At 40.8% G+C, this 24961-nt stretch carries 25 protein-coding genes; 15 read left to right on the forward strand and 10 right to left on the reverse strand.

Annotated elements, in window-relative coordinates:
- Positions 1 to 177: 177 nt before the first annotated feature.
- Positions 178 to 1689, forward strand: coding sequence for an oligosaccharide flippase family protein (locus AB9H30_RS00305; protein ID WP_371192553.1), 1512 nt, complete (start codon positions 178 to 180; stop codon positions 1687 to 1689).
- Complete coding sequence (locus tag AB9H30_RS00310; RefSeq protein WP_371192554.1) at positions 1690 to 2595, forward strand: glycosyltransferase family 2 protein; 906 nt, start codon at positions 1690 to 1692, stop codon at positions 2593 to 2595. It begins immediately after the preceding gene.
- Between the two features lie 337 nt (positions 2596 to 2932).
- Here AB9H30_RS00310 and AB9H30_RS00315 read toward each other — a convergent pair whose 3' ends face one another.
- Positions 2933 to 3211: a hypothetical protein gene (locus AB9H30_RS00315; protein ID WP_371192556.1), complete on the reverse strand. Its 279-nt coding sequence runs from the start codon at positions 3209 to 3211 to the stop codon at positions 2933 to 2935.
- Positions 3212 to 3226: 15 nt separating this feature from the next.
- Positions 3227 to 3385, reverse strand: a complete 159-nt coding sequence (locus AB9H30_RS00320; RefSeq protein WP_371192557.1) for a hypothetical protein — start codon at positions 3383 to 3385, stop codon at positions 3227 to 3229.
- A gap of 142 nt (positions 3386 to 3527) precedes the next feature.
- Here AB9H30_RS00320 and AB9H30_RS00325 point away from each other — a divergent pair, with 142 nt between their 5' ends.
- From AB9H30_RS00325 to galU, 10 genes are all read left to right on the forward strand, one after another.
- Positions 3528 to 3890 carry a hypothetical protein gene (locus AB9H30_RS00325; protein ID WP_371192558.1) on the forward strand — a complete coding sequence of 121 codons (363 nt, stop codon included), beginning with the start codon at positions 3528 to 3530 and terminating at the stop codon, positions 3888 to 3890.
- Entirely contained in the window at positions 3883 to 4965 is a 1083-nt protein-coding gene (locus tag AB9H30_RS00330) for a glycosyltransferase (protein WP_371192559.1), read from the forward strand. The genes AB9H30_RS00325 and AB9H30_RS00330 overlap by 8 nt, the downstream gene beginning before the upstream one ends.
- Positions 4966 to 6888, forward strand: a complete 1923-nt coding sequence (gene asnB, locus AB9H30_RS00335) for an asparagine synthase (glutamine-hydrolyzing) (RefSeq protein WP_371192560.1) — start codon at positions 4966 to 4968, stop codon at positions 6886 to 6888.
- A 12-nt stretch (positions 6889 to 6900) separates the two neighbouring features.
- A complete protein-coding gene (locus AB9H30_RS00340) occupies positions 6901 to 8034 on the forward strand; it encodes a glycosyltransferase family 4 protein (RefSeq protein ID WP_371192561.1) in 1134 nt (377 codons plus the stop codon).
- A gap of 3 nt (positions 8035 to 8037) precedes the next feature.
- Positions 8038 to 8634, forward strand: coding sequence for a sugar transferase (locus tag AB9H30_RS00345; protein ID WP_371192563.1), 597 nt, complete (start codon positions 8038 to 8040; stop codon positions 8632 to 8634).
- Positions 8631 to 9254, forward strand: coding sequence for an acetyltransferase (locus AB9H30_RS00350; RefSeq protein WP_371192564.1), 624 nt, complete (start codon positions 8631 to 8633; stop codon positions 9252 to 9254). Before AB9H30_RS00345 ends, AB9H30_RS00350 begins: the two co-directional genes overlap by 4 nt.
- Positions 9255 to 9263: 9 nt before the next feature.
- Complete coding sequence (locus AB9H30_RS00355) at positions 9264 to 10475, forward strand: DegT/DnrJ/EryC1/StrS family aminotransferase (protein ID WP_371192566.1); 1212 nt, start codon at positions 9264 to 9266, stop codon at positions 10473 to 10475.
- Between the two features lie 265 nt (positions 10476 to 10740).
- Entirely contained in the window at positions 10741 to 12699 is a 1959-nt protein-coding gene (locus AB9H30_RS00360) for a polysaccharide biosynthesis protein (protein WP_371192895.1), read from the forward strand.
- A gap of 187 nt (positions 12700 to 12886) precedes the next feature.
- Positions 12887 to 14230 (forward strand): UDP-glucose/GDP-mannose dehydrogenase family protein, encoded by a 1344-nt coding sequence (locus AB9H30_RS00365; RefSeq protein WP_371192567.1) that lies wholly within the window; start codon positions 12887 to 12889, stop codon positions 14228 to 14230.
- 24 nt (positions 14231 to 14254) lie between these two features.
- Positions 14255 to 15148 carry a UTP--glucose-1-phosphate uridylyltransferase GalU gene (gene galU / locus AB9H30_RS00370; RefSeq protein WP_371192568.1) on the forward strand — a complete coding sequence of 298 codons (894 nt, stop codon included), beginning with the start codon at positions 14255 to 14257 and terminating at the stop codon, positions 15146 to 15148.
- An 88-nt stretch (positions 15149 to 15236) separates the two neighbouring features.
- Here the strand turns inward: galU and AB9H30_RS00375 are convergent, their stop codons facing one another.
- The 5 genes from AB9H30_RS00375 to queF all read right to left on the reverse strand — a co-directional run bounded on the left by AB9H30_RS00375 (position 15237) and on the right by queF (position 20501).
- Complete coding sequence (locus AB9H30_RS00375) at positions 15237 to 15539, reverse strand: ComEA family DNA-binding protein (protein ID WP_371192569.1); 303 nt, start codon at positions 15537 to 15539, stop codon at positions 15237 to 15239.
- 100 nt (positions 15540 to 15639) lie between these two features.
- Positions 15640 to 16647, reverse strand: coding sequence for an isocitrate dehydrogenase (locus AB9H30_RS00380; RefSeq protein WP_371192570.1), 1008 nt, complete (start codon positions 16645 to 16647; stop codon positions 15640 to 15642).
- 131 nt (positions 16648 to 16778) lie between these two features.
- Positions 16779 to 18155: a nucleotide 5'-monophosphate nucleosidase PpnN gene (gene ppnN, locus AB9H30_RS00385; RefSeq protein ID WP_371192572.1), complete on the reverse strand. Its 1377-nt coding sequence runs from the start codon at positions 18153 to 18155 to the stop codon at positions 16779 to 16781.
- Positions 18155 to 19666, reverse strand: coding sequence for a diguanylate cyclase (locus AB9H30_RS00390; protein ID WP_371192573.1), 1512 nt, complete (start codon positions 19664 to 19666; stop codon positions 18155 to 18157). Before AB9H30_RS00390 ends, ppnN begins: the two co-directional genes overlap by 1 nt.
- A 25-nt stretch (positions 19667 to 19691) precedes the next feature.
- Positions 19692 to 20501: an NADPH-dependent 7-cyano-7-deazaguanine reductase QueF gene (gene queF, locus AB9H30_RS00395; RefSeq protein WP_371192575.1), complete on the reverse strand. Its 810-nt coding sequence runs from the start codon at positions 20499 to 20501 to the stop codon at positions 19692 to 19694.
- 187 nt (positions 20502 to 20688) lie between these two features.
- Here queF and syd point away from each other — a divergent pair, with 187 nt between their 5' ends.
- Positions 20689 to 21261: a SecY-interacting protein gene (gene syd / locus AB9H30_RS00400; protein ID WP_371192577.1), complete on the forward strand. Its 573-nt coding sequence runs from the start codon at positions 20689 to 20691 to the stop codon at positions 21259 to 21261.
- Here syd and AB9H30_RS00405 read toward each other — a convergent pair.
- Positions 21218 to 21532, reverse strand: a complete 315-nt coding sequence (locus AB9H30_RS00405; RefSeq protein ID WP_371192579.1) for a hypothetical protein — start codon at positions 21530 to 21532, stop codon at positions 21218 to 21220. The genes syd and AB9H30_RS00405 overlap by 44 nt on opposite strands.
- A 218-nt stretch (positions 21533 to 21750) precedes the next feature.
- Here AB9H30_RS00405 and AB9H30_RS00410 point away from each other — a divergent pair, with 218 nt between their 5' ends.
- Together AB9H30_RS00410 and AB9H30_RS00415 are read left to right on the forward strand one after the other, a co-directional pair.
- Positions 21751 to 22122, forward strand: a complete 372-nt coding sequence (locus AB9H30_RS00410) for a DUF3192 domain-containing protein (RefSeq protein ID WP_371192581.1) — start codon at positions 21751 to 21753, stop codon at positions 22120 to 22122.
- A gap of 227 nt (positions 22123 to 22349) precedes the next feature.
- Positions 22350 to 23006, forward strand: a complete 657-nt coding sequence (locus tag AB9H30_RS00415; RefSeq protein ID WP_371192583.1) for a GNAT family N-acetyltransferase — start codon at positions 22350 to 22352, stop codon at positions 23004 to 23006.
- Between the two features lie 524 nt (positions 23007 to 23530).
- Here the strand turns inward: AB9H30_RS00415 and AB9H30_RS00420 are convergent.
- Positions 23531 to 23839: a DUF3301 domain-containing protein gene (locus AB9H30_RS00420; protein WP_371192584.1), complete on the reverse strand. Its 309-nt coding sequence runs from the start codon at positions 23837 to 23839 to the stop codon at positions 23531 to 23533.
- Complete coding sequence (locus tag AB9H30_RS00425) at positions 23839 to 24888, reverse strand: DUF3549 family protein (RefSeq protein ID WP_371192585.1); 1050 nt, start codon at positions 24886 to 24888, stop codon at positions 23839 to 23841. Before AB9H30_RS00425 ends, AB9H30_RS00420 begins: the two co-directional genes overlap by 1 nt.
- Positions 24889 to 24961 lie beyond the last annotated feature (73 nt).

The following is a 24961-nucleotide window of genomic DNA, read 5'->3' on the forward strand; positions in this document are numbered from 1 at the left end:
TAAGAAGTTTATATCCAGTAAAACACTTTTTTTGTAAATGGTAGTTAAGTCCCGCGTATTTAATTGCTAATTTTATCAAGACAGAATAAAAGGAAAGCTATCTGTCTCCGAAAATTAAATTAACTTTAGGCCTCCTACTAGCGGATTAATATTAACTGGTAAGGAAAGGAATCACTTTTGACAAGCAATACTCTAAAGCAAAATATTATTGCGTCATATGCAAGCCAGATTTACGTAGTTTTAGTTGGTATTTTAGTTCTACCATTTTATATCTCAATCATGGGAGCCGAAGCTTATGGGTTGATCGGTTTTTTTGCAATGCTTCAAGCAATGTTTGCTATTTTAGATTTAGGTCTGACCCCTACTATTAGCCGAGAAACGGCACGATATAATGCGGGTGCACATTCAGCTAATGTTTATAAGCAACTTTACAGAACATTAACAGCAATATTTTTAACTGTCGCTTTTCTTGGCGGCGGGTGTTTATTTTTTCTGTCTAATTTTATTGCGGATAAGTGGCTTAATATTCAGGAATTAAGCACCTACGAAGTTGTTTACTCGTTACGTATAATGGCAATGAGCATAGCTTTGCGCTGGATGACAGGGCTTTATAGAGGGGTTGTAACAGGCAGCGAACAGTTAGTGTGGTTAAGTTGCTTTAACGTTCTGATTGCAACATTGCGTTTTCTTTTAATTTTTCCAGTTTTATGGGTCTGGGGCGCCACACCAATGGTGTTTTTTAGTTATCAGTTGTTGATTGCACTTCTAGAGTTTTCTGGTTTGTACATGAAAGCAAATAAGTTATTACCAAACCTTTCACCTATTCAAAAAATGGAAATGACTTGGTCCTTAAAACCGATTAAGCCATATTTATCTTTTGCTCTTAGCATAGCATTAACCTCTAGTATTTGGGTATTGGTAACTCAAACAGACAAGTTCATTATGTCGTATATACTTAGTTTAGAAAATTATGGGTACTTTACTTTAGCTGTGCTTGTAGCAGGTGGGATTATGATGATAGCTTCACCAATTAGTGGAGCAATAATGCCTAGAATGGCTAATCTTGAAGCACAAGGGAAAAGAGAAAAGCTGATTCAAATTTATCGAAATTCCACTCAGTTAATTACTACATTAGCTGGAACGATTAGTATTTTGTTAGTAGTATTTGCGGAGCATATTTTATTTGTATGGACTGGCGATAAGGTTATCGTTAATGCTGCTGCACCTACATTAAAATTCTATGCTGCCGGTTATGGATTAATTGCTGTGGGTGCTTTCCCTTATTATTTGCAATACGCATTAGGCAGCTTAAAGTTGCATGTTATTGGTAGTTTGTTATTTGTTTTGTTGCTGTTTCCAGCACTCTGGTTTGCTACCAACATTTACGGTATGGTCGGTGCAGGATATGCTTGGTTTGGTGTAAATCTTATTTATTTTGTTTTTTGGACAGGCGTTGTGCACTCTAAACTAATTCCTGGGCTTCATTTAAAATGGTTCTTTGTTGATTTCCTCAAATTATTATTATTACCGATTTGTGTAGCATTAGTTTGTTCATTTCTGTTTGTAGTATCGGGTAAACTTATAATTCTTTTCCAATTGATCATTTTTGGGGCCTTGGTCCTTGTTTCATCGGTGGTTTCCTCATGCTATCTAAGAAGGATTTTGATATTGAAAGTAAAAAGGCTTTGAATGATAAGTGTTAAACCAAAGGTTTCAGTATGTATTGTTTCTTATAATCAAGAACATTATATAGAACAATGTCTACAGAGTGTTGTAAGTCAGGAATCAGAATTTGAAATCGAAGTTATAGTTAGTGATGATTGCTCTAGTGATGGTACACAGCAAATCATCAAAAAATTTGCTGCAGAATACAATTTTATAAAGCCTTTTTTAAGGACTGAAAATGTTGGAGCGTTGAGAAATTATGTAGAAACTCACAATAGGGCAAGCAACGAATATGTTTGTCACTTAGATGGCGATGATATTTGGCTTCCGAATAAGATTCAGAAACAATATGATTTTTTAGAAAGTCATCCAACCTTTTCTGTATGTTGGACTAAATCTAATTTCTTCAACGATTACGGCCTAAAGTTTGACGGGCAATTAACGAACTTAAAGTTTTTTGGCGATGAAGGTTTTGTTAATTTTGACAAGCTTGCTCAAGTTGGAGCGGTTGCTATGCATAGCAGTATTATGTATCGGCGGTGCGCCCGAATTACGACTGACAACGCGTTTGATAAGATCGATCTTTTTTACAGCTTAGAGTTCTTACTTTCTGGTAATGGTAAAATACTTGATGATGTCTTGACCGAATATCGAGTGCAATCTAGCGGCGCAATTACTAGAAACTCTGGTACAAAAATAAAAAGGGTCGCTGCATCCAATATCCGATATTTTTTGGAAAAACATCCAGTATATTCTTCAAGTTTTTTTGTTTTTTGTTTTGTAAATTTAATCGTTGATATAAAAAATAATCGTGATACTAAACGACTGTTCTTTAAATTAGTTTTGAGGACCATTTCAGTAAAAGGGATAATTAAATTTATTCGTTTCTTGCCATATGTAAAACATTTTAAAGTCCCTCGCCTATGCTAGCAGCGTCCTCTGTATTTAAGCTTGCTGTAATGAAAATCATGTTTATCGTATTTATTTACAATCATATTTTCCCTATTAGATTAGTTTTTTTTCCGTTACTTTCAGAAATAATAATGATTGTGTCGTTAGTCCCGTTTTTTTTTATGGTATTGAAGTCAAGATTTAGAATTACTCTTTCTAAGCAATTAAAATCTTATTTAATTTTTCTTTTTATGTTATCTGCACTACTGTTCAGTCTTGGCTTTTTTTCATACCTATATAACTTGAGTTCTGACTATGGATTTTTAGTAATAATTGTTAGCTTTGTTTCCAAATATATTTACGTTCTTTGCCTGCTCTATTGGGGTATATCTTTATTTTCTACAATATACGAATTCAAGGTTTTTATCTTAAAAACGGTATTTTGGTGTGGATTTTTAATATCCATCTCGATAATAGTAGAGGTTTTTTCTCCGGAATTTAAAAGATTCTTACTTTCTTTTTTCTTAAAAACCTCAAATATTAATTTTGAAATCAGCATGCGAGCGTCTGGTTTCGCAACTGGCGGGGGGGCCTCCCAATCAGTTGTATTGAGCACGATTTTTGCGATAGGGCTCGTAATATCTAAGCTTTTCACTTCTAAGTCCTATATTTACATTGGCGGCTCACTATTAATTCTGTTGTCAACTTTTTTCGTTGGCAGGACTGGACTATACTTTTCAATATTTTTAGGTTTATTCTGGTTTGGGTTGCTGTCTGGCATAAAACCAAAATTGTATCTGATAGCTTTAATAGGAGGTTCAGCATCCATAATATTTTACCTTCTTTCAAATGGGGTGTTCAGCTTTGACAGTAACTCAATATCCTTTTACCTGTCACATTCGTTTGAGCTTTTCAATAACTTTTTTGAGACCGGTAGTTTTCAAGCCGAAACTACAACTGAGGTATCTAGAATGTTCTATTGGCCATCCGTAGAACATTTTTTATTTGGTGCTGGTTTTCTAAATGAATCAAATCATGGCTATTACCTGCCGGACCCAGGAATTATGAAAATTTTACTAGCATTTGGAATTTTTGGGTTTATAAGCTTTTATTTGTTTAACATATTCTCAGCAGCAATTTTTTTACGTTTTTTTGATTCTTTTAATGATTTTTCCGTGAAGATATTTATGGCTACATTAATACTATTAACCTTTGCTTTCGAGTTTAAAGAGCCGGGGTTATACCAAAATTATAATTTTAAAATATTTGCTTTATTGGTTATGTCATATTTATTAGTTGGTAGGGCTCTAGAAAAGGAAACGGGCAATGTATAATTTGCATATTATTACTAACTTTTCTCAAGTTGGAGGTGCTGAGAAAATGCTGGCCAGAGTTATTAATGCTTCTTGTAATCAGGAGCACTTGGTTCTTTCGCTATTATCTGTATCTGATTCGGTAAAGAGCTTATTGCCACCTAATGTTAATGTTGTGTCATTAGATTCTAAAAGTGTATTGGGTTTAATTTTATCTATTGTCAGATTAGTACCTTATTTGAATGGAGCGAAAAAGGTCTTTTGTTGGATGTATCACGCTCACGCTATTGGGACACTCAGTTATTTAATATCTCGCAGTACGTCACCATTGATTTGGAATGTTCGGCATTCTCTTGATAATATTAAATCTGAATCTTTCAGTACAAAAGTGGCTATAAAACTTGGTAAGTTGCTGGGGAGGATTCCTAATAAGGTTATTTATTGCTCTAAGCGAGCTCAAGAACAGCATTTACATTATGGATATTCACCTTTTTCAAGTGCGGTATACATTCCCAATGGATATATTTTTGAAGATTTTGTGCCAAAAAACTTCGCTGTTTCGAAATTAGTAATTGGCGCTGCAGGCAGATTTCATGTAGCTAAGGACTTTGCGACCTTTTTTGAGGTTGCTGGAAGACTACAACGAATTTATCCGAATGTTTTTGTTGAGGTTGCTGGTAGGAATGTTGATTATGACAATCCTGCAGTGTCCGCTTGGATTGATGAATTTCATGTAGTACGCTCTAGGTTGGTCTTGCATGGTGAACTTTCTCAAATGTCAGATTTTTATAAGCGCATTCACTTTTTCGCTTTAACGTCGATTACAGAAGGTTTTCCAAACGTTCTTGCAGAAGCTTCATCTTTTGGTTGTATTTGTATAAGCACAGATGTTGGTGATGCATCTGTTATTGTTAAAGATAGTAACAGAGTGGTCCCAATAAAGGGTACTTCCGAAATGGTTGGTTCATTTACTAAATTATTTAGTATGACATCTTTACAACTTAACGAATTGTCAGAAGATGCCGCAAAAGACATGCGGTCTCGTTTTGATATAAAGCTAATTTCAAAACAAATAATGGAAGTAGGTGACGAATAAGTGTGTGGTTTAACCGGAGGGCTTGTTTTTAACTCAGATTCTTCTCTTTTAAGAACTGAAATAGAACTAATGAACAATGTAATTATTCATCGAGGTCCCAATGATGATGGCGTCTGGTGTGAACATCCAATAGCATTCGGGCATAGAAGATTATCGATTCTAGATCTTTCCCCTGCAGGCCATCAGCCAATGTTGTCTAAAAATGAAAGATTTTCTATCGTATATAACGGTGAAATATATAACTTCGATGCGATACGTCAACAGCTAGAAGCAATGGGCACAACTAACTGGCGAGGTCATTCTGACACTGAAATTATTCTAGAAGCGATCTCCGTTTTAGGCTTTGAGCAAGCTGTTTCCAAATTTAATGGAATGTTTGCAATAGGACTATGGGATAGGGAATTAAGTGAACTAAAATTAGCGAGGGATAGGTTTGGAGAAAAACCGCTATATTATTACATTGATGGCAGAGCATGCTATTTTGCTTCGGAGGTAAGGTGTTTTGAGCAGCTACAATCAATTGATTTAGATATAGACCAACATGCAGTAGGCGCCTTATTGCAAAATGGCTGCATAGGTGGGCAGCTATCAATTTATCAGAAGATAAGAAAAGTTGAGCCTGCAACTGTTATAACAATAAGCTCTGTTGGTAACTTACAAATAAGTAAGTATTGGGATCCAGCCCAAGAAATTAAAGTATGTAAACAAAACCCTTTTTCTAGCGAGCGCGATGCTATAGAGGCATTACACGAGGTTTTGTTAACATCTGTGAAAATGCGAATGGAGTCAGACGTGCCTTTAGGAGCGTTTTTGTCTGGTGGAATTGACTCAAGTACGATCGTTGCATTAATGCAATCTGTTTCCGATAAGCCAGTTAACACATTTTCTATAGGTTTCCATGTTGACGGATACAACGAAGCTCAATTTGCCAAGAACGTGGCGTTACATCTAGGAACTAAACATCACGAAAAATATCTTACCGCAGAAGATGCGATAAACGTCGTACCTAAGCTTGGGGCTATGTTTGATGAGCCGTTTGCTGATTCTTCACAGATACCTATGTATCTTGTAAGTAAGATGGCCAAAGAACGCGTAACAGTGTGTTTAAGTGGAGATGGAGGCGATGAGTTGTTTTGCGGCTATAAACGCTATAGTGCAGCTACCGATATGTGGAAAAAACTTTCTCCAATACCCTGTCGAAATATTATTTCTAAACTTTTAAAGAAGGCTTCTCCTAGAGTATTAGAAATGCTTTTCTTTTTTCTGAGAGCGCATGCAGAAAAATATGGTCGAAAAGGAGCTGTCGGACTAAAGATAAAACGTTTTGCTGATTGGATAATGGCATGTTCTGTAGACGAATTATATCAGCTAAGCATGCAACATTGGCATGACGTTAATATTATGCAACACTCAGGTTTTTTTTCTAAATATGATAGTTCCATTTCTTTTGATGATAAGCTTGATGACATTGAGAGGATGATGCTCAGGGACACAACACATTATTTACCAAATGATATTCTCACTAAAGTAGATAGAGCTACAATGGCAGTATCACTTGAAAGTAGAATCCCATTGTTAGATCCTGCAGTATTCTCAGTTGCGTGGCGCATGCCTGTGTCGTTGAAGCAAAAAAACAACCATACAAAATGGCCATTGAAACAAATATTGCATAAGTATGTTCCTGAAGAAATGTTCGAGAGGCCCAAACTCGGTTTTGGGGTGCCTATTCACATATGGCTTAAAAATGAACTTCGTGACTGGGCTGAGGATTTGTTAGATGAAAGTAAATTACAGCAACAAGGGTTTTTCAATGCAGATCTGGTGCGGCGTTCTTATACAGCGCATTTAAAAGGTGCTGAAAATAATGCTTCAAAGCTTTGGAATGTACTCATGTTCCAAGCTTGGTTAGAATCGCGAAAATAATTTGGATTTTAAATGGATAAAAGAATTCTTTTAATTGGAAGTTACTTACCGTCAATATTAAACTTCAGGGGAGACTTAATTAAAAGGTTGATTGAAGATGGATTTACTGTCTTTGTTTCGGCGCCTGATGCTAATTTATATATGGATGAGCTCGAACGAATTAAATCTATTGGTGCCGTTTTTCATGAGATTCCGATGTCACGAACCGGCCTTAATCCAATAAATGATATAAAAACTATTTTTGCTATACGAAAATTGATAAAGATTCTAAAAATTACCCATTTGCTTGTTTATACAATAAAGCCTGTCATCTATGGCCTCCTTGCTACATTATTTACTGATGTTCAGCAAAAAACTGCTCTGATTACTGGTCTTGGCTATGCTTTTGGGCAAGGCCAAGGGGTAAAATTCAAAGCTATCAGTTTTTTGGCACACCACCTATATCGAGCCGCTTTAAATCAGGCAACAGCAATTGTGTTTCAGAATCCAGATGATAGCGCTTTATTTGTTAGTAGGAACCTTGTGCTTTATGAAAGAACTGCGGTAGTAAATGGCTCTGGCATAAATACAAAGGATTTCTCATTTCAACCTGCAGTAATAAAATCTCAAACAAATTTTTTGTTTATTGCTCGTTTAATCAGAGAAAAAGGAATTTATGATTATATTGAGGCAGCAACGAAACTCCGAAACAAATGGCCAAGTGCAGTCTTTCATGTTGTCGGTTGGATTGATGATAATCCTTCAGCCATTAAAACTGATGAACTAAATAGTTGGGTAGAGCAAGGTGTGATCGAATTCCATGGAAAATTGAAAAGTGTGAAGGAAATTCTGGTGAAGTGTGACGTTTTTGTTTTACCTAGTTATTATCCAGAAGGCACTCCTCGAACTATTTTAGAAGCTTTAGCGACTGGGCGAGCTATTGTGACTACCGATATGCCTGGTTGCAGAGAAACTGTTTTAGATGGTGAAAATGGCTTTCTGATTCCACCAAATTCATCGGTTGACTTGTGTAAGATATTAGAAAGATTTTTAGCTGAACCTAATCTTATTAGCGAAATGGGAATTAAATCCCGCAAACGTGCAGTTGATAAGTACTGCGTGAACAAAGTTAATAAAAGAATGATTGAATTGATAAATGGTGTTTAGCAGATGAAAAGAGTGTTTGATATTGTAGCTGCGACATTTACGTTACTTGCATTGCTTCCAATTCTTGCAATAGTAGGATTAACTGTCAGGCTTAAATTAGGAGCCCCCATTTTTTTTAAACAAAGCCGCCCAGGTTTGCACGGCAAATCATTTCAAATGTTGAAGTTTAGGTCTATGTATGACGAATCTAACGCTCAAGGACAGAGTTTACCAGACTCAAAGCGTTTAGGGAGATTTGGTAGATTATTGCGTTCCACTAGTTTAGATGAACTGCCGGGGTTGATAAATGTCATAAGGGGCGATATGAGCTTAGTAGGCCCGCGTCCATTGTTAGTTGAATATTTAACACTTTATTCTGAAGAACAAGCAAGACGTCATGAAGTCAGACCGGGAATTACTGGCTGGGCACAGGTAAATGGCCGAAATGCCATAAGTTGGGATGACAAGTTCAAACTTGATGTTTGGTATGTGGATAATTGGTCGTTTAGTTTAGACTTGAAAATTCTCTATTTAACAGTGAAAAAGGTTTTTAAGCGTGAGGGAATTTCAGCTTCAGGCGAAGCAACAATTTCAAAGTTTACAGGCTCTGAAGAAAAATGAGTTACCTCGCTGTCATTGGTGCCGGTGGGCATGGCAAGGTTGTCGCAGATGCTGCTTTTGAAATGGGATGTTGGTCATCTATTATTTTTTATGACGATTCTGTTTTTGTGAAGGAAAAGTGCTTAGACTTTAAGGTTGTTGGTACTTTCAAAGATCTAGTTTCGTCTGTCGATAAATTTGATTTTGTTGTTGCTATTGGTGACAACGCTTTAAGACTAGAAAAAAGTAAGTATTTAAGGTCGATTGGGCACAACTTAGTCAGCGTTGTCCATCCGTCTGCTAATATTTCGCGGTATGCACATGTAGGTGACGGAACGGTTTGCTTAGCAGGAAGTATAATTAGTGCTGGCTCTTATTTGTCTGAAGCTGTCATTGTCAACACAAACGCCTCAGTTGACCATGATTGCAGGGTCTTTGATGGCGTTCATATTTGTCCTGGAGTCAAACTAGCTGGGAATGTTGAAATAGGTGAATGTAGTTGGATTGGAATAGGTGCCTCAGTAATTCAGTCAACAATTATTGGAAAAAACGTTACGGTAGGAGCAGGTTCTGCTGTAATAACTAATTTATCAGATGGCATTACAGCAGTCGGCGTGCCAGCTAAAATTTTAAAGTCATAACGGAGCCATATGATAAATACTAAATTCTCCCCATGGCCAAGCTTCACAGATGAAGAAGCAAATGCCGTTCGTAATGTGGTTTTATCAAATAAAGTAAATTACTGGACTGGCCAAGAATGTCGTGAATTTGAGAAAGAGTTTGCGGAATGGACAAGCGCAAACTATGCCATAGCACTTGGAAATGGGACTTTGGCACTCGACCTAGCGCTTAATGCATTAGGTATTTCTCATGGTGATGACGTAATAGTTACGCCGAGAACTTTCCTTGCCTCGGTATCCTCTGTTGTAACTGCTGGCGCGATCCCAATTTTCGCTGACGTGGATTTAAATAGTCAAAACATCACTACTGAGTCAATTAACGCTGTAATCACCCCTAATACAAAAGCCGTAATAGTGGTCCATTTAGCAGGTATGCCTGCTGATATGGATCCGATTATGGAACTTGCAGATAAGCATGGCTTTGCAGTTATAGAGGACTGTGCTCAAGCACATGGCGCTAAGTATAAAGGACGCTCAGTAGGCTCTATTGGCCATATTGGGGCGTGGAGTTTTTGCCAAGACAAAATCATGACTACTGGCGGAGAAGGTGGGATGGTGACTACCAATGACAAAGAGTTATGGTCGAAAATGTGGTCGTATAAAGACCATGGTAAAAGTTACGAAGCCGTTTATGAGCGGGAACATCCGCCTGGTTTTCGCTGGGTGCATGATAGTTTTGGTACTAATTGGCGCATGACTGAAATGCAGGCAGTTATTGGTCGGATACAACTAAAACGCATGGCAGAATGGACTAAAAAACGAAATGATAACGTAAAGCTCATCTGGCAAACGTGCAAAGAATATAGTGCATTGCGTGTACCGACGGTGCAGTGTAGCGGATGTGATCTGACTTGTACGAAAAATACTGGTTGCGTACACGCAGCTTATAAATGTTATGTGTTTGTAGAGCCAACTAACCTTAAAACAGGTTGGGATCGGGATCGTATTATGACCGCTATTACCGAAAAAGGTGTACCGTGCTTCTCAGGCTCTTGTTCTGAGGTGTATTTGGAAAAAGCCTTTGACGGGACTGGCTTTAGACCAAGAGAGCGTCTTAAAAATGCAAAAGAATTAGGTGAAACGAGCTTAATGTTCTTAGTGCACCCTACACTAACGCATAATGAAATTGAACTGACCTGCCAAGCAATTGATGAAGTAATGTCTTTAGCTCAATTTGATTAGCTGCTTAGGGTTAGCCTCTGAATGCATTGTGTTCGCCCAATCTCGTAATTTAGTGAGGAGCTTTTTGTAACAATATGAAAATTAAGCAAGCTAATTTTCAAGAAAAGCTAGTCACTAAAGTTTTATGAGGTCGTCTCTTAGTCTTTATCTGTTGCCTTATTACTTGTATTTCTATGCATTCCAACTATAATTTTGGCAATAAAAAACACACACACTAATGAGGGTTGTCGTGAATAAGGAACATTCGCACAATAATACATCACATTTGTCTCGTTTATTAAAGTCGATACTAGAATCTTCAAGGTCAACCAAGCGTATTATCACGCTGTGTGTTGACTCTTTATTTATCGCCTTTTCTTATTGGATGGCGTTATTCATTCGTCTCGACACAACCCAGCCCATCACTGATGCCAGCTACTGGGCGATTTTAGCCGCAGTATTACCTCTAAGCCTTTTGATGTTTATTCGTTTAGGCCTGTACAGAGCGGTATTACGCTACATGAGCTCAAAAGCAGTGTGGGCAATTGTGGGTGGCACTATAGCGTCCACCTCCTGTTTAGTGCTTATTGCGTTTTTCTCTTCTACCATTATTCCAAGAACCATGCCTCTTATTTATGCAGGCTTAATACTGCTTTCTGTGGGTGGGGCGAGACTTATTGTTCGAGCGCTCATTGTGCAGTTCGCCGGCGGCACTAAAAAGCCTGTGGTGGTATATGGTGCAGGATCAGCGGGCCGCCAATTAGCAATTGGTCTTGCAACTGGTGCGGAATACTACGTTACAGCTTTTATCGATGACGACAAGTCTAAACAAGGCTCTATAGTGCAAGGCGTGCCGGTTGTTCACCGCAAAGAACTGCGCACACTAATTGCCGACGGCAAAGCCTATAAAGTACTGCTAGCACTGCCTAGCGCGAGCCGCGCAAGACGAAACAAAATTATTGGCGAGTTAGAGCGTTTTGCGATAAAAGTTCAAACTATTCCCGGCATCAAAGACATGGTTGAGGGTAACTTCTCAACTGCTGAGCTAATGGATGTCGATATAGACGATTTGCTCGGCAGAGAGCCGGTAACCCCCTTACCACAACTTATGGCGCTGCACATTACCGCGAAGTCCGTCATGGTTACTGGGGCCGGTGGTTCAATTGGTTCTGAGTTATGTCGTCAGATTTTAAAGTACAAGCCCTCGCAGTTAATACTTTTCGAACGCTCTGAGTTCGATCTGTACTCAATCGAAAAAGAACTATCTGAATACATTTTCAAGCAAAATTTAAAAACCAAACTTTTTCCAATTATGGGGTCTGTGCAGCGTATTAATCGCATTGAAGCAGTAATGAAAACCTTTGCTGTTCATACCCTATATCATGCCGCTGCATATAAACATGTTCCATTAGTTGAACATAACGTTGTTGAGGGTATCCGCAATAATGTGTTTGGCACTTATTATGCTGCTAAGGCTGCAATCAATGCAGGCCTTGAAACCTTTGTCTTAGTTTCAACCGATAAGGCTGTGCGTCCTACTAATACCATGGGCGCCAGTAAGCGTATGGCTGAACTTGTGCTGCAGGCGCTCGATAAATCAAAAATCAATACCGGCACTAAATTCTGTATGGTTCGCTTCGGTAATGTGTTGGGTTCATCTGGTTCGGTTGTGCCGTTATTTAGACGCCAAATTAAAGAAGGTGGTCCGATTACCCTCACCCATGAGGACATCACTCGTTATTTTATGACGATTCCTGAAGCTGCGCAGTTAGTTATCCAAGCTGGCGCAATGGGCAAAGGTGGTGACGTATTTGTGCTAGACATGGGCGAGTCAGTACGCATTAAAGACTTAGCTGAAAAAATGGTCAGGCTCTCTGGTTTAGAGATTAAAGATGAAAATAATCCAGATGGTGATATCGAAATAGTTTGCACGGGTCTGCGCCCTGGCGAAAAGCTTTTTGAAGAACTGTTAATCGGAGACAATGTGTCTGAGACATTCCATGAGCGGATCCTAACTGCAAATGAAGCGATGCTTTCTTGGGACGACTTATCGGTTATTCTTGATGACTTAGATAAGGCCTGTCACAACTTTGAGCATGAAATCATTCGAGACATTTTACTCAACGCACCTACCGGTTTTGCACCAACCGACGGCATCTGCGATTTAGTCTGGACACAACGCTACCCACAAAAAGCCGCCGAAGAGCGTGATCCAAGAAAACCAAAATTGAATGTTATAAAATAAAAACATACCCAAGTAAGGCCGCAATACCTGTCGATTATGGATTAATTGTGGTCTATAAATTGCTAATTGATCAAGCTCGCGTAACTCGTTGAAAAACGCTAGTATATTACCTCATACACAATACGTAACACCTGTGTAGTAATCTACAAAGTAATTTCGGCAAAATGTAAACAAAGGAACCCCCTAAATGAAAGTAACCGTATTCGGAATCGGCTATGTTGGCTTAGTACAAGCTGCAGTGTTAGCTGAAGTAGGACACGATGTGGTATGTGTGGATGTTGACCAAAACAAAGTCGACAATCTTGAAAAAGGCATTATTCCAATTTATGAGCCAGGCTTGACTCCTTTAGTTAAGAGCAATTTTGAAGCTGGCCGCGTGGTCTTTACTACCGACGCCGAAAAAGGCGTGACACATGGTGACCTTATATTTATCGCCGTTGGGACACCTCCCGACGAAGATGGCTCTGCTGACCTAAAATACGTATTGGCTGTGGCCGAGACAATTGCCACGCATATGCAGTCTCACAAAATCATTATCAATAAATCAACCGTTCCCGTTGGCACTGCCGACCGAGTAACAGCACGGGTGTCTGATGTTTTAGCTAACTTGAACAAAGATGTGACGTTTGATGTGGTTTCCAACCCAGAGTTTTTAAAAGAAGGCGCCGCCGTGAGTGATTGCATGCGCCCCGACCGCATTATTTTGGGCACAAAAAGCGAACGCTCTGAAAAGAAACTGCGTGAACTTTACTCACCATTTAATCGCAACCACGACAAAATCATTGTTATGGATGTGCGCAGCGCCGAGTTAACTAAATACGCCGCTAACTGCATGCTCGCCACTAAAATCAGCTTTATGAACGAAATTGCAAACTTAGCCGAGCTATTTGGCGCCGATGTTGAAAACGTTCGTAAAGGTATTGGCAGCGACCCACGCATTGGCTATCAGTTTATTTATCCTGGTTGCGGTTATGGCGGCTCTTGTTTCCCTAAAGATGTGCAGGCGCTCGTTAGAAGTGCAACGGCGGTAGGTTATCAAGCCAAAGTACTAGAAGCGGTAGAGGCAGTAAACTACCGTCAAAAAGAAAAATTATTTGAATATATCATGCGTTTTTACAACAACAACGTGCAGGGTAAAACAATTGCACTTTGGGGCTTATCGTTTAAGCCGAATACAGATGATATGCGTGAGGCATCGAGCCGCGTATTAATGGAAAAACTATGGGAGCAGGGAGCTAAGGTGCAGGCCTTTGACCCTGAGGCCATGGAAGAGACGCAGCGAATCTATAACGGTCGAGACGACCTTGCCCTAATGGGAACTAAAGAGTCGGCACTCAATGGCGCTGATTGCCTTGTAATATGCACTGAGTGGCAAGCCTTCAGAGCCCCAGACTTTGATTTGATCAAAGCGAAAATTGCCGACCAAGTTATCTTTGATGGACGAAATTTATTTGAGCCATCGCTCATGTCGGAATACGGATTGCATTACTACGGCATTGGCCGCGGTCAATCTATTGTGCAAACCGTTTAAGATAATAACGAGGAAGAGTTTACAATGAGTCAAGTTAAAAAAGCGGTAATACCTGTAGCAGGTCTTGGTACTAGGATGTTGCCAGCTACTAAAGCTATTCCCAAAGAAATGCTGCCAGTGGTAGATAAACCGCTTATCCAGTATGTGGTAAATGAATGTGTCCAAGCGGGCTTAAAAGAAATTATTTTGGTGACCCACGCCAGTAAAAACAGCATTGAAAACCATTTTGATACTTCATTCGAACTAGAGGCAACTTTAGAAAAACGGGTAAAACGCCAGTTGCTTGAAGCAGTTCAGCAAATATGTCCCAAAGATGTCACTATCATGCACGTTCGTCAAGGTGTCGCAAACGGCTTGGGTCACGCGGTAATGTGCGCGTTACCACTGGTTGGAGATGCACCCTTTGCGGTAGTGCTACCCGATGTGATTATTGACGATGCGATGAGTAACCCGAAAAAAGACAATTTAGCCGATATGGTGGCAAAGTTTAATACAAGCCGCGTTAGCCAAGTAATGGTTGAACAGGTACCTCAAGAAGATGTATCTAAATACGGTATTGTGGATCTAGAAGGGCGGCAACTTGCTCCGGGTGAATCGGCAAAAATGCACCGAATGGTAGAAAAACCAGCCCTAGAAGACGCGCCCTCTGATCTTGCGGTGGTTGGCAGGTACGTATTGTCTTCAAAAATTTGGGAGCTGTTGGCAAAAACACCCCAAGGCGCAGGAGGCGAGGTGCAGTTAACTGATGCTATCGATGCGCTAATGGAGCATGAGCAGGTAGATGCTTACTACATGAAGGGTAGTAGCCATGACTGTGGCTCTAAGCTTGGCTATATGATGGCAAATGTAGCCTATGCCGTACGCCACCCAGAATTAGGTGAAGAGTTTATGGCGTATTTAAAGAACTTTGTAAAATAAGCGATTAAGCCAAATACAAAAAGACTAGCAATACGGTCTGTATGCTAGTCTTTTTTCGTTTTAGCCATGTAGCCATGTAGCAATAAAGCTAAATCGACACTTTGTCCGCAAGTTTTTCAACCATGCGCTTGCCAATGCCTTTTACATTTGACAGCTCATCTACCGATTGAAAGTTACCGTTTAGCTCACGATACGACACAATTGACTCCGCTTTTTTAGGGCCAATGCCCGGCAAGCTAGAGAGTGTATCGATATCGGCGGTATTAATATTCACTACCGAAACAACCGCACTTGCCGGTGTTGCCCGATCAGGACCATTAGCAAGAGCGGCAGTCGAGAATAAGGTAGTAAGTACTAAGCCTAAAGCGGCAAACCAAGTTTTAACTTTCATAAAAATCTCCTTTTAATATTCGGTGTGCACCATGCACGCTATGAATATTACGTAAAGTACACGCAAGCAGATAGTTGAACCTTGGGCTAGTTTTTAATACTTATAAACGTTCTAGCAACGCTTCTGTAAAGTCAGTGGTGCCGTGCTCGCCACCTAAATCACGGGTAGTGCGATCGCCTGATTCAATTACGTCTTTCAGTGCAGAGCGAATTTTTTCTGCTTTGTCACCCATCTTCAAATACTCGAGCATTTGAATGGAGGCCAAAATGACAGAGGTTGGGTTAGCTAAGTTTTTGCCGGCAATATCAGGTGCAGAGCCATGCACCGCTTCAAATATAGCGCAGTTAGCGCCAATATTTGCGCCTGGCGCCATGCCTAATCCGCCGACTAAGCCAGCGCAAAGGTCTGACAATATATCGCCAAATAAATTAGTCGTAACAATCACGTCAAACTGATGTGGGTTCATCACTAACTGCATACAGCAGTTATCCACAATCATCTCGTCAGACTGTATATCAGGATAACGTTCACCTACCTCTCGGGCGACTTTCAAAAATAAGCCTGAGGTAGATTTTAATATGTTGGCTTTATGCACCACGGTAATTTTTTTGCGGCCTTCGCGACGTGCTAATTCATAGGCAAACACCACAATTTTTTCCGCGCCGGCTCGAGTAATTTTACTCATCGCTTCGGCTTCTTCACCATCGGCAGACAAGACCTGTCCTAAGCCTGAATACATGCCTTGTGTATTTTCACGCACGGTAATAATGTCGATATCTTCATAACGAGCCTTGGTGCCTTTAAATGAAATAACCGGACGTACATTTGCATAGAGTTCAAACTGCTTACGAAGACTCACGTTAATAGACGTGAAACCTTCACCTACGGGAGTGGTGAGCGGGCCTTTTAAAGCGACTTTATTTTTGGCAATGAGGTCTTTAGTTTCGTCGGGCAACAATTCGCCGTGGTTTTCGAGCGCCATCAGGCCTGCATCTGCGTAATCGTAAGCAAAGTCACAGCCGACTTTATCTAAAATTTGTATGGCGGCGTCAATAATATCTGGGCCAATACCGTCTCCGCGGATAACCGTAATACGTTGTTGAGTCATATTCATTCCTATAGATGCATTTTATGCGCGGCATTCTACAGTAGACACCCCTTTGAAGGTAGTGCCTATCGTGACTATTCGCCGTATTTATAGGTATTTGAGCGCATTTGACGGGGTAATTAAGGTTGTTGCTACACTTTCAGTTTGTAGCAAGGAGAATAGGTGCTGCCCGGCAGTTTCATGCGGCCTTGTTCGACAAATGATTGCAGCAGCGTATCCATTTTTGCCATAAGCTCAGGATAGCCGCTTAGTTCAAATGGACCATGCTTGTGTATTTGTCGCACCCCTTCAGCTTTAACGTTGCCCGCGACAATTCCTGAGAAGCATTTGCGTAGATTAGCCGCTAGGCTACCGGCGTCTTGCTCTAAATGTAAATCGAGCTCAGCCATGGTTTTATGCGTCGGTTCGAAGGGATACTGAAAGTCTTCTGGAATATGTAATCGCCAGTTAAAATTAAACGAATCGCCCTTATCTTTGCGATAGTTAAGTACTTTGTTTTGCGACGCTTGAAGCTGGTTTGCAACGGCCTCTGCATCGCCTACGATGACTTGATATTTATCTTGTGCGGCTTTGCCTAAGGTCGCACCAACGAAGGTATCGATGGCCTCAAAATAGGCTTTACGATCTTCCGGCCCGGTTAGTATAAGCGGTATCTCTTGATCAGCGTTTTGTTCGTGCAGCATCAAGCCTAGTAGATACAGCAATTCCTCTGCCGTTCCCACACCACCGGGGAATATCACAATACCATGTGAGACTCTGACAAACGCTTCTAAACGTTTCTCGATGTCGGGCATGATGATTAATTCATTGACGATGGCGTTTGGCGGTTCGGCAGCAATAATTGACGGCTCGGATATACCTAGGTAGCGTCCAAATTTGTTTCGTTGTTTTGCATGCCCAATGGCCGCGCCTTTCATCGGGCCTTTCATTGCCCCTGGACCGCAACCAGTGCAAATATTGAAGCCGCGCAGACCTAATTCATAGCCCACTGCTTTGGTATATTTGTACTCTTCTTGAACAATAGAATGACCGCCCCAACAAACAATTAAGTTTGCGGGCTCAGAGCTGCTTAATGCGTTAGCATGGCGCAGCATGTCAAATACCATATGGGTGATCAGTGGCCCGTCTAGCTCTTTTTTACCAAGCTCTTGATACTGCTGATGCTTAGTGCTCATGTAGAGCATATCGCGCAGCACCGCAAATAAATGCTCATGCACACCGGCAATCAGTTTACCGTTTACAAATGCGCCTTCAGGCGGGTTTATCAGTTCCATTTTTACGCCGCGCTCTTTGCGTATGAGGCGCACATCAAAGTCTTTATATTGTTCAAACAGCGCTTCAGAGTCGTCTTGTTCAACGCCGCTATTTAGCACTGCGAGGCAACAGTTTCTGAAAACCCGATAATAGTCTGAGTTGCTTACATCTGTAGCGGTAGTGAGTTGATTAACTTCTAACTGAGAGAGTTGGCTCATCCAGCCAACTGGGTTGAGCTGATAGGTTTTACTCATTAAAGATCCTCAAATTGAGTTTGATTGCGGCCATTTTGTTTGGCCTGATACAGACGTTTATCACTTTGTTCAAAGGCACTTTCGATACTGTCATGTTCTAGCACGTCGGTTAGCCCAATTGACATGGTGACAGTCACGCGAGTACCTTTAAACATAAATGGAAGCTTGGCAATAGCTTCACGAATATTTTCAAGTCTATCAAAGCTCTGCTGTAAATCTGAATCGGGCATGACGGCAACAAATTCTTCCCCGCCCCATCGCGCGACAAAATCGCTGCTATTTAGGTTTTTCTTAATTTGCGTGGCAATAATTTTCAGTGTTTTATCGCCCACGGAGTGGCCGTATTTATCATTGACGTCTTTAAAGTGGTCGATATCAAAAATCGCCATGCATAGTTTACTGCCGGTAAGCTTGGCTTTTGCAAAAGCGCTGGCCATTTTTTCTTCATAGGCCAAACGATTAGGCAATTGCGTCAGCATATCGGTCATTGCGTTTAATCGTTGCTCTATTAGCCTTTGTTTATAGTTTTCAGCGTTACTTTCAAGTTCAGTTAATCGCTTTTGCATGCTTTCAAGCAAGGCCATCATCTTAGTTTGCTCAGCTTTCTCGTCTGATTCAGACGCACTCATCGACGACTGCATTTTGCCTAAACATTCGTGGGTCTGCAGGCGTAAATCTTCAATTTTTTGACTGTCGGTAAGTGCGGTTTCAATCGCACTGATTTGCTCTCGCAAGTCATTATTATGAACTGAGCGTTTTTGCATGCGAGATTTTGATTTTTCAATCGTGGTTTTAATACCCACGTTAATTTTGCTGATGCTTTTATGCACATCATGGATCAGTCGGTTTGCTGAACTTGCTTCTTTAACAACATCTTTCATCACGAAGCGAATCATTGCGAGGCAGCACTCTAATAATTCATCGTGATCAAGTCCGACCTCTAGCTTTTCCTTCAACTCAAGCAAAACGTCATCTTCCGCTTGTTTGGCAGAGTAAGGGCTCAACAATTCTTTTAGCTCTTGAGTGATTCGAGCATGCATGTCTTGCTGCGTGGCGAGGGCATTTTGCGAACGTTCTAGCGCACTATTTGACAATGCCTTTCGAAAGAGTCTAAGGGCTTGTTCAATTTGTTTGACTGGAGAAGCAATATTGTCGCCGCTTGCTCCAAGACTTTCTAGGAAGGTTGATATTTCGCGTTTAGTGCTAGGGTTAACCGCGTCTAAATCATTGATCTTTTGCAGAGAGACTTTGATTTCCGCTAAGGTATCTAAATTTTGCTGGCGAAGGTATTGGCTTTCTTTAATCAGTTGCGATTTTAATTTTACAGAGAGCTCGGCAGCCGAGAAGTAGTCTGGTGTGCCAGACAGCAGTTTCTTGATTTGATTTAATTCAGCATCAATATTAGGGTTTGCACCGTGCAAAAAGTCCACGAGGTTCGTAATAAAGTTCGACAGTTTGTCCAAATGCTGGCGAGCAGTGGTTAACTGTTGATTGGCTGAGTTGTCGCTCATTCCTTGTCTCTCTTTGCGTTCATCGCTACTGTCTAGCCAGCCTGATATCTGTGTAAGGCGACTCAAAATTCGAACGGAACGGGTTAATATCTAACCCCCCTCTGCGGGTATAACGAGCATAGACCGTTAATTTTGACGGTTTACAATGTGACAATATGTCGAAAAAAATTCGCTCTACGCACTGCTCATGAAATTCATTATGCAGTCTAAATGAAATTAGATATTTCAGCAAAGCCTCGTGATCTATTGCCTTGCCTGCATATTTAATTAACACGCTTCCCCAGTCGGGCTGATGCGTTATCAAGCAATTTGATTTTAACAAATGGCTCGTTAATGTTTCCTCTACATACTTATCGGTCGTTTTCAGTAATTGTGGAGAGATATCGAAATCTTCCATACTTATGTCTAAATTATCGAGTAAAATGCCGGGTAAATCGCCTAATTGAAGCGAACTAAATGCTGAATATTCGATGATTTCTACCGTAACAGATTGGCCCGCGCACCCAGATAAATCATTTTGAATGAGGCCTTGTACCTCTTCGACCGAAGCAAAAGTACTTTGATTGAAGCTATTCAAATACAGTTTAAAAGATTTCGATTCAATTAAATTAGCAGAACTGATGGGCACAAAACAGCGTAGAATCGCAATTATTGGTTTGCCTTTACTATTTAACCAAGACAATTCATAGCCATTCCAAATATCCACACCTTCGAACGGCAGTGGATTGGGCAAGTGTATTTCATTGCGACTTAAGCTACGAGGCACGCCCTGCAGTAAGCTTGGGTCATATTTATCCGCATACCCGACGGTTTTACCAAGAACTAGATTGTCCAATGTTGTTTTCTCTGTTTGTTTATTACTTGAGTACCCGTTGGAATTGGGTCGCGCAGTATCAGTACGCAAAAATTCTGTTAGTAAGTCATTATAGTTATGGGCAGACAACCGCAACTTCAATGAGTTAACTTAAGCTCTATAGCCTGTTATTATCCGGTAACCTTATTTATCGGCAGCTAACAATACAATGGCACAAAGTTTTGAGCACACCTTCGACCGATTCGTACAACAGTATATAGACCTTTCTACCGAAGAAAATAGAGGTTTAGTAACTGAATATGACAGCGCCTGGCCATCCCCTTGTCTACAGGGTTCGTTGGAGCAGTTAACAGACGGTGGCGATTGCGCATGGCGACCAAGCCTAAACAAAGAGCCAGCAAGCTTAGCTGATCTTGCCTCTGCGCTTGAAATTCATATTCCAAATGAATTTGAAGCACTGTTTTGCCGTTACTATAGCTTAGATTTACACGCATCACACCCGCGAGGTCCCGTTACCCTGCTCCAAGTATGGAATAGTGAGGACTACGATCGTTTACAAAAGAACTTGATTGCACATGTATTGATGAAGCGTCGTCTTAAACTTCCCGATACCTTGTTTTTTGCGCTAACCGATCAAGATGATTTGGTAATTTCATTAGATATTGCGACTCAAAACGTTATTTTAGAGCCGGTAGGAAAGCCTGCCACCGAAACTCTCAGTGAGAACCTTGTCGAATTTATTGCTGCTTTAAGGCCTGTACCTCAAGCTGTAAATTGGTAAGCGCATTTTCCAATTGGCTTATACGCTGATGTAAAGCCTCTACCTCAGACTTGCTAAGGCTTTCAATAGATGTTTTGTCAGGTGTTTTTGGAGCCTCGAATTTCTCTGCTTCTAGAGGATTTGCCTGCCAATATTTTAATCCTCTTATGATTTCAGGAAGGGGCGTCGGTTGATGTAATTTTGCTCGTATTAGCGCGACACTCGGCACACTACCACCGCTTTTTAAGCGTTTACAAACCTCAAGCACAGCCGCTAAATGACGATCAGACATAGGTAATATTCTCTCTATTGCTTTTACGGGCAATGTATACAGATTCTGGTGAAAACTCACAAAATGTGGTCAAAAAAACACGCGATATTATTTCAATTCGGCGAATAAATATATAAGTCTATGAAGTATATAGAGTTTTAAAGCTGGCATGAAGTATGTAACGCACGATGAGTAAAACACTATATTCACAATAATTAAAGACACTCTAAGGAAAAAATATGAAAAAGCCATTAGTGCTAATTTGTGTACTGGCGAGTTTATCGCTAAGTGCTTGTGTTATCTCAATAGATGACGACAACTTTGATGGGGATTATGGCTCACACTCTAGTTGGCAAAAAGAGCAAAGAGAAAACAGAAAGCATATAGATAGGCTTGCATTAGGGGAGCCAAAAGATGCGGTTGCCTTGCGGATGGGCGAACCTGCTTTTAATGAGGCCTTGCAGAAAGACGATAATCAATATCAGCTATTGTGGTATCGCACGCAGCATATTGACAGTGACGGCGTGACGACTAAAGATGAATGCACCCCTTTAATATTTAAAAACAACATTTTAGTGGGCTGGGGCGAAACTGCATTAGAGATGATCTAGTGCCTAAATAAGACCAAAGCTATATATTGTGCTTGCTTTGTTGGACGCTTATCGCTGTGAGCAAAGCAGGCAACTCTCAGGTTAATTGCGCGTGTTTGTCGTTATAAGGCATAAAGTGCTGCAAAATCATAAAATAAAAATCATCAGTCCCTAAAATCCTGATTACAAAAATGCGTATCTTCTACTACACTTACAGATATATTAATAACGTAAAGCGGAGATATTAAATGACAACTTCGGTCTATCATCCCGACCTTTCTCAAGTCAGCTCTGAATACATAGGCGCCGACGACCTAAAGGTAGCGGCCTCGATTATTTATAATGCCTACTTTGACGATCCTTTGTTCACCGATATTTTTCAAGCCGATAGAGAAGGTTACGAAGCTAGGCTGCGCTCGGCTATTCGCGAAGAAGTAAATATATTTTGGGAGTCCGGACAACCTCTAATTGGCTTATATGAAGAGGGGCGCTTATTAGCGGTTTCGTGTTTGATTGCTCCAGATGCCTCATTTGGTGCAGGGCGGTTTTGGCATTGGCGTTTAAAAATGCTGTTAACTACCGGGTATTCAGGTACTAAGCAAATGATCGCCAAAGAAGAGAAAGTCAGAGAAAAGATCCCTGCTAAAAATTACTATATGTTGTCGCTCATTGCGGTTCATCCAGATCATCAAGATATGGGTCTTGGTCATCGCCTAATGGGCGCAATGCTTGGGCTTCTAGAGGAAGATAAACAAGCAGAGGGGATCGGGGTGTTGGTGACATTGCCAAAATGTTTAACATTCTTTAACGCCGCGAAATTCCAACATGTAGAAGATATAGGAGTGGGCACTATTACCGGTAAAGTGATGTTTCGTCCAAGAGATCCAGAACAAAGTAACCCATAGCCTTCGCATTTCTCCCGCCCCCTTGTAAGAGATCTCTTACGAGAGGGTCGGTCTTTGTCCTTTTGTACACTTCATTTTTGCTTATACTTACTCACAAAATCAATATTAAACAACAACTTAAATTAGTTTGAGGCAAGTAAACACAATTAAACACTTAGGTTTTATTAAATTTAGTTCACATTCAAGTTTTGCAAGGGAGTAAGCTATGTTCGTCCTCAGGGATTAGCAGGAAGCAAAATGAGGCAAAGGTAACTAGGAAGTTGCTAGCATGGAAGCGCATTGATGTAGGAAGCATCACTAAGTTGCATGGATGAACTTAGGAAGGGATAGGGAAAAGGGATCTTCATAGGGATATGTTGCCTGCTTAGGATGAGTGGGATGAAAATGGAAAGGGGTGTAACGGACTTTATCTGGATGATATTTTGGCCAAGGATAGCCGAGAAGGATGCTCAAAATTTCATGAGAAGCAGGCACTAAGCCTGCTTTTTTTGTGCTTAAAATCCGCGCATCAACATAGGCTGTATTTAAGAAGCCATTCTAAATACTGGTAATTGAACACTCACTACGCGTTTTCCATGGGTTTGGATGGTCCCAACATATTGAGTTTCGCCATCGCTGCTGAATTCTAGATGGTAGTCAATCAGCCAGTCGGGTTTATTTCGATATAAACTAAGTTTGGTGCGATATCTTGCCAGTGATATAAACTGCAGGCCTTCCTTTTTACAGTATTGCTCGGCGTAAGCAATCGTATATTCAGAAATACCGCGCAGCCTCCAAAACTGAATACCCACACCAACAATAAGCAATAATATAATTAGGCTATACATATCCATTAAGCGTTATGCCTCTGGTCAAATAGTGTTGAGATAGCTGATTTAAGCATCTCACTTTGCCTTTGATCGCGGATCATTGCGAGCAAAAATACACGCAGCGCAGGTATTTGCACCATATCTGCAAATATGCCTCTGAATAAAGCATAGGTAGGCTCGGCTATTGCCACTTTTTCAAAATATTGAGATAGGCTATCGCTTGTCTCCTGAGCCTCTGGAGACAAGGCTTGCCAGTGGCGCCCGGCGATAACTATCAAGGTTTCAGTATCTAGGACTTCGTCTCCCGAGACCAAGGACCGAATATATTGATCAACTTCCGTTGTGCGTGAGCTTGCGAGGCTCCGTAACAGCATGGACGCGACACTCTGCTCACAGCGCTGGTGGTAGTCTAAGATTGCATCAATAAGCGCGCTAGGGAGTTCTATACCTTCAAAGCTGCTGCATAGACACACGCACACTGGGTGTGGCAATATTTCAAGGTGTCGCAGCAAGGCTGCTTGTACGTCCTCATTATGAACAGTGATCGCCAAATCAGATATATCCTGCACCGAAAGCTCACTCCAAGCTTGAATGTTTGGTGCTTTGAGATAGTTAAGTGCGCGCCCTGCGCCCTCTGGGCGGGATATGTTTAGATGATGCCGAATCATTGCATTGACGTCGGCCAGCAGTTGCTGATTGGGTATAAAGACAAATGGATTTTCGGGCAATTGTGCACGTTTTTCGTTGATATTTTGTAGCTGCTGACCAAGCGCTTCGGTGACAATATGTAAAAACTGGTCGCGAGCGGCCTGCATTAATAAGCTTTGTTCATCAATAGGTAACTTTAAAAACCACATGTAGTGGTCCTGATTGAGCTGCTTGTTCCAAAATACGACACACAGCCAAGCGTTTCCTTGCCGAGGGCTAGCATAAGGCATCTTGTTGGTTTCGTAATCAAAAAATGTTTGATTGTCGATAAATCTGCGGGTGCGACTCACGTCGATGACGAAGTATTCTGTGCCAGCTTGCAATAAAAACTCACTTAAGGTGCCAAAAGAGGTTTGGGATGTCATAGATGAGTCACTCGCTTATATTCCTTAGGTTTGGATATTCTATTAGTGATATTCTACCCACTTAATCAATCAA

Origin of the sequence: Glaciecola sp. SC05, from assembly GCF_041380235.1 — a bacterium.
Classification (GTDB): domain Bacteria; phylum Pseudomonadota; class Gammaproteobacteria; order Enterobacterales; family Alteromonadaceae; genus Glaciecola.

Coding starts and splice junctions, on each gene's coding strand:
- AB9H30_RS00310 (WP_371192554.1), top strand. CDS start 1,690: ATGATAAGTGTTAAACCAAAGGTTTCAGTATGTATTGTTTCTTATAAT.
- AB9H30_RS00320 (WP_371192557.1), bottom strand. CDS start 3,385: ATGGATGCTGAACCTCCTATTAAAGCTATCAGATACAATTTTGGTTTT.
- AB9H30_RS00325 (WP_371192558.1), top strand. CDS start 3,528: ATGTTCTATTGGCCATCCGTAGAACATTTTTTATTTGGTGCTGGTTTT.
- AB9H30_RS00330 (WP_371192559.1), top strand. CDS start 3,883: ATGTATAATTTGCATATTATTACTAACTTTTCTCAAGTTGGAGGTGCT.
- AB9H30_RS00340 (WP_371192561.1), top strand. CDS start 6,901: ATGGATAAAAGAATTCTTTTAATTGGAAGTTACTTACCGTCAATATTA.
- AB9H30_RS00345 (WP_371192563.1), top strand. CDS start 8,038: ATGAAAAGAGTGTTTGATATTGTAGCTGCGACATTTACGTTACTTGCA.
- AB9H30_RS00350 (WP_371192564.1), top strand. CDS start 8,631: ATGAGTTACCTCGCTGTCATTGGTGCCGGTGGGCATGGCAAGGTTGTC.
- AB9H30_RS00355 (WP_371192566.1), top strand. CDS start 9,264: ATGATAAATACTAAATTCTCCCCATGGCCAAGCTTCACAGATGAAGAA.
- AB9H30_RS00365 (WP_371192567.1), top strand. CDS start 12,887: ATGAAAGTAACCGTATTCGGAATCGGCTATGTTGGCTTAGTACAAGCT.
- galU (WP_371192568.1), top strand. CDS start 14,255: ATGAGTCAAGTTAAAAAAGCGGTAATACCTGTAGCAGGTCTTGGTACT.
- AB9H30_RS00375 (WP_371192569.1), bottom strand. CDS start 15,539: ATGAAAGTTAAAACTTGGTTTGCCGCTTTAGGCTTAGTACTTACTACC.
- AB9H30_RS00380 (WP_371192570.1), bottom strand. CDS start 16,647: ATGACTCAACAACGTATTACGGTTATCCGCGGAGACGGTATTGGCCCA.
- ppnN (WP_371192572.1), bottom strand. CDS start 18,155: ATGAGTAAAACCTATCAGCTCAACCCAGTTGGCTGGATGAGCCAACTC.
- AB9H30_RS00390 (WP_371192573.1), bottom strand. CDS start 19,666: ATGAGCGACAACTCAGCCAATCAACAGTTAACCACTGCTCGCCAGCAT.
- syd (WP_371192577.1), top strand. CDS start 20,689: ATGGCACAAAGTTTTGAGCACACCTTCGACCGATTCGTACAACAGTAT.
- AB9H30_RS00405 (WP_371192579.1), bottom strand. CDS start 21,532: ATGTCTGATCGTCATTTAGCGGCTGTGCTTGAGGTTTGTAAACGCTTA.
- AB9H30_RS00410 (WP_371192581.1), top strand. CDS start 21,751: ATGAAAAAGCCATTAGTGCTAATTTGTGTACTGGCGAGTTTATCGCTA.
- AB9H30_RS00415 (WP_371192583.1), top strand. CDS start 22,350: ATGACAACTTCGGTCTATCATCCCGACCTTTCTCAAGTCAGCTCTGAA.
- AB9H30_RS00420 (WP_371192584.1), bottom strand. CDS start 23,839: ATGGATATGTATAGCCTAATTATATTATTGCTTATTGTTGGTGTGGGT.
- AB9H30_RS00425 (WP_371192585.1), bottom strand. CDS start 24,888: ATGACATCCCAAACCTCTTTTGGCACCTTAAGTGAGTTTTTATTGCAA.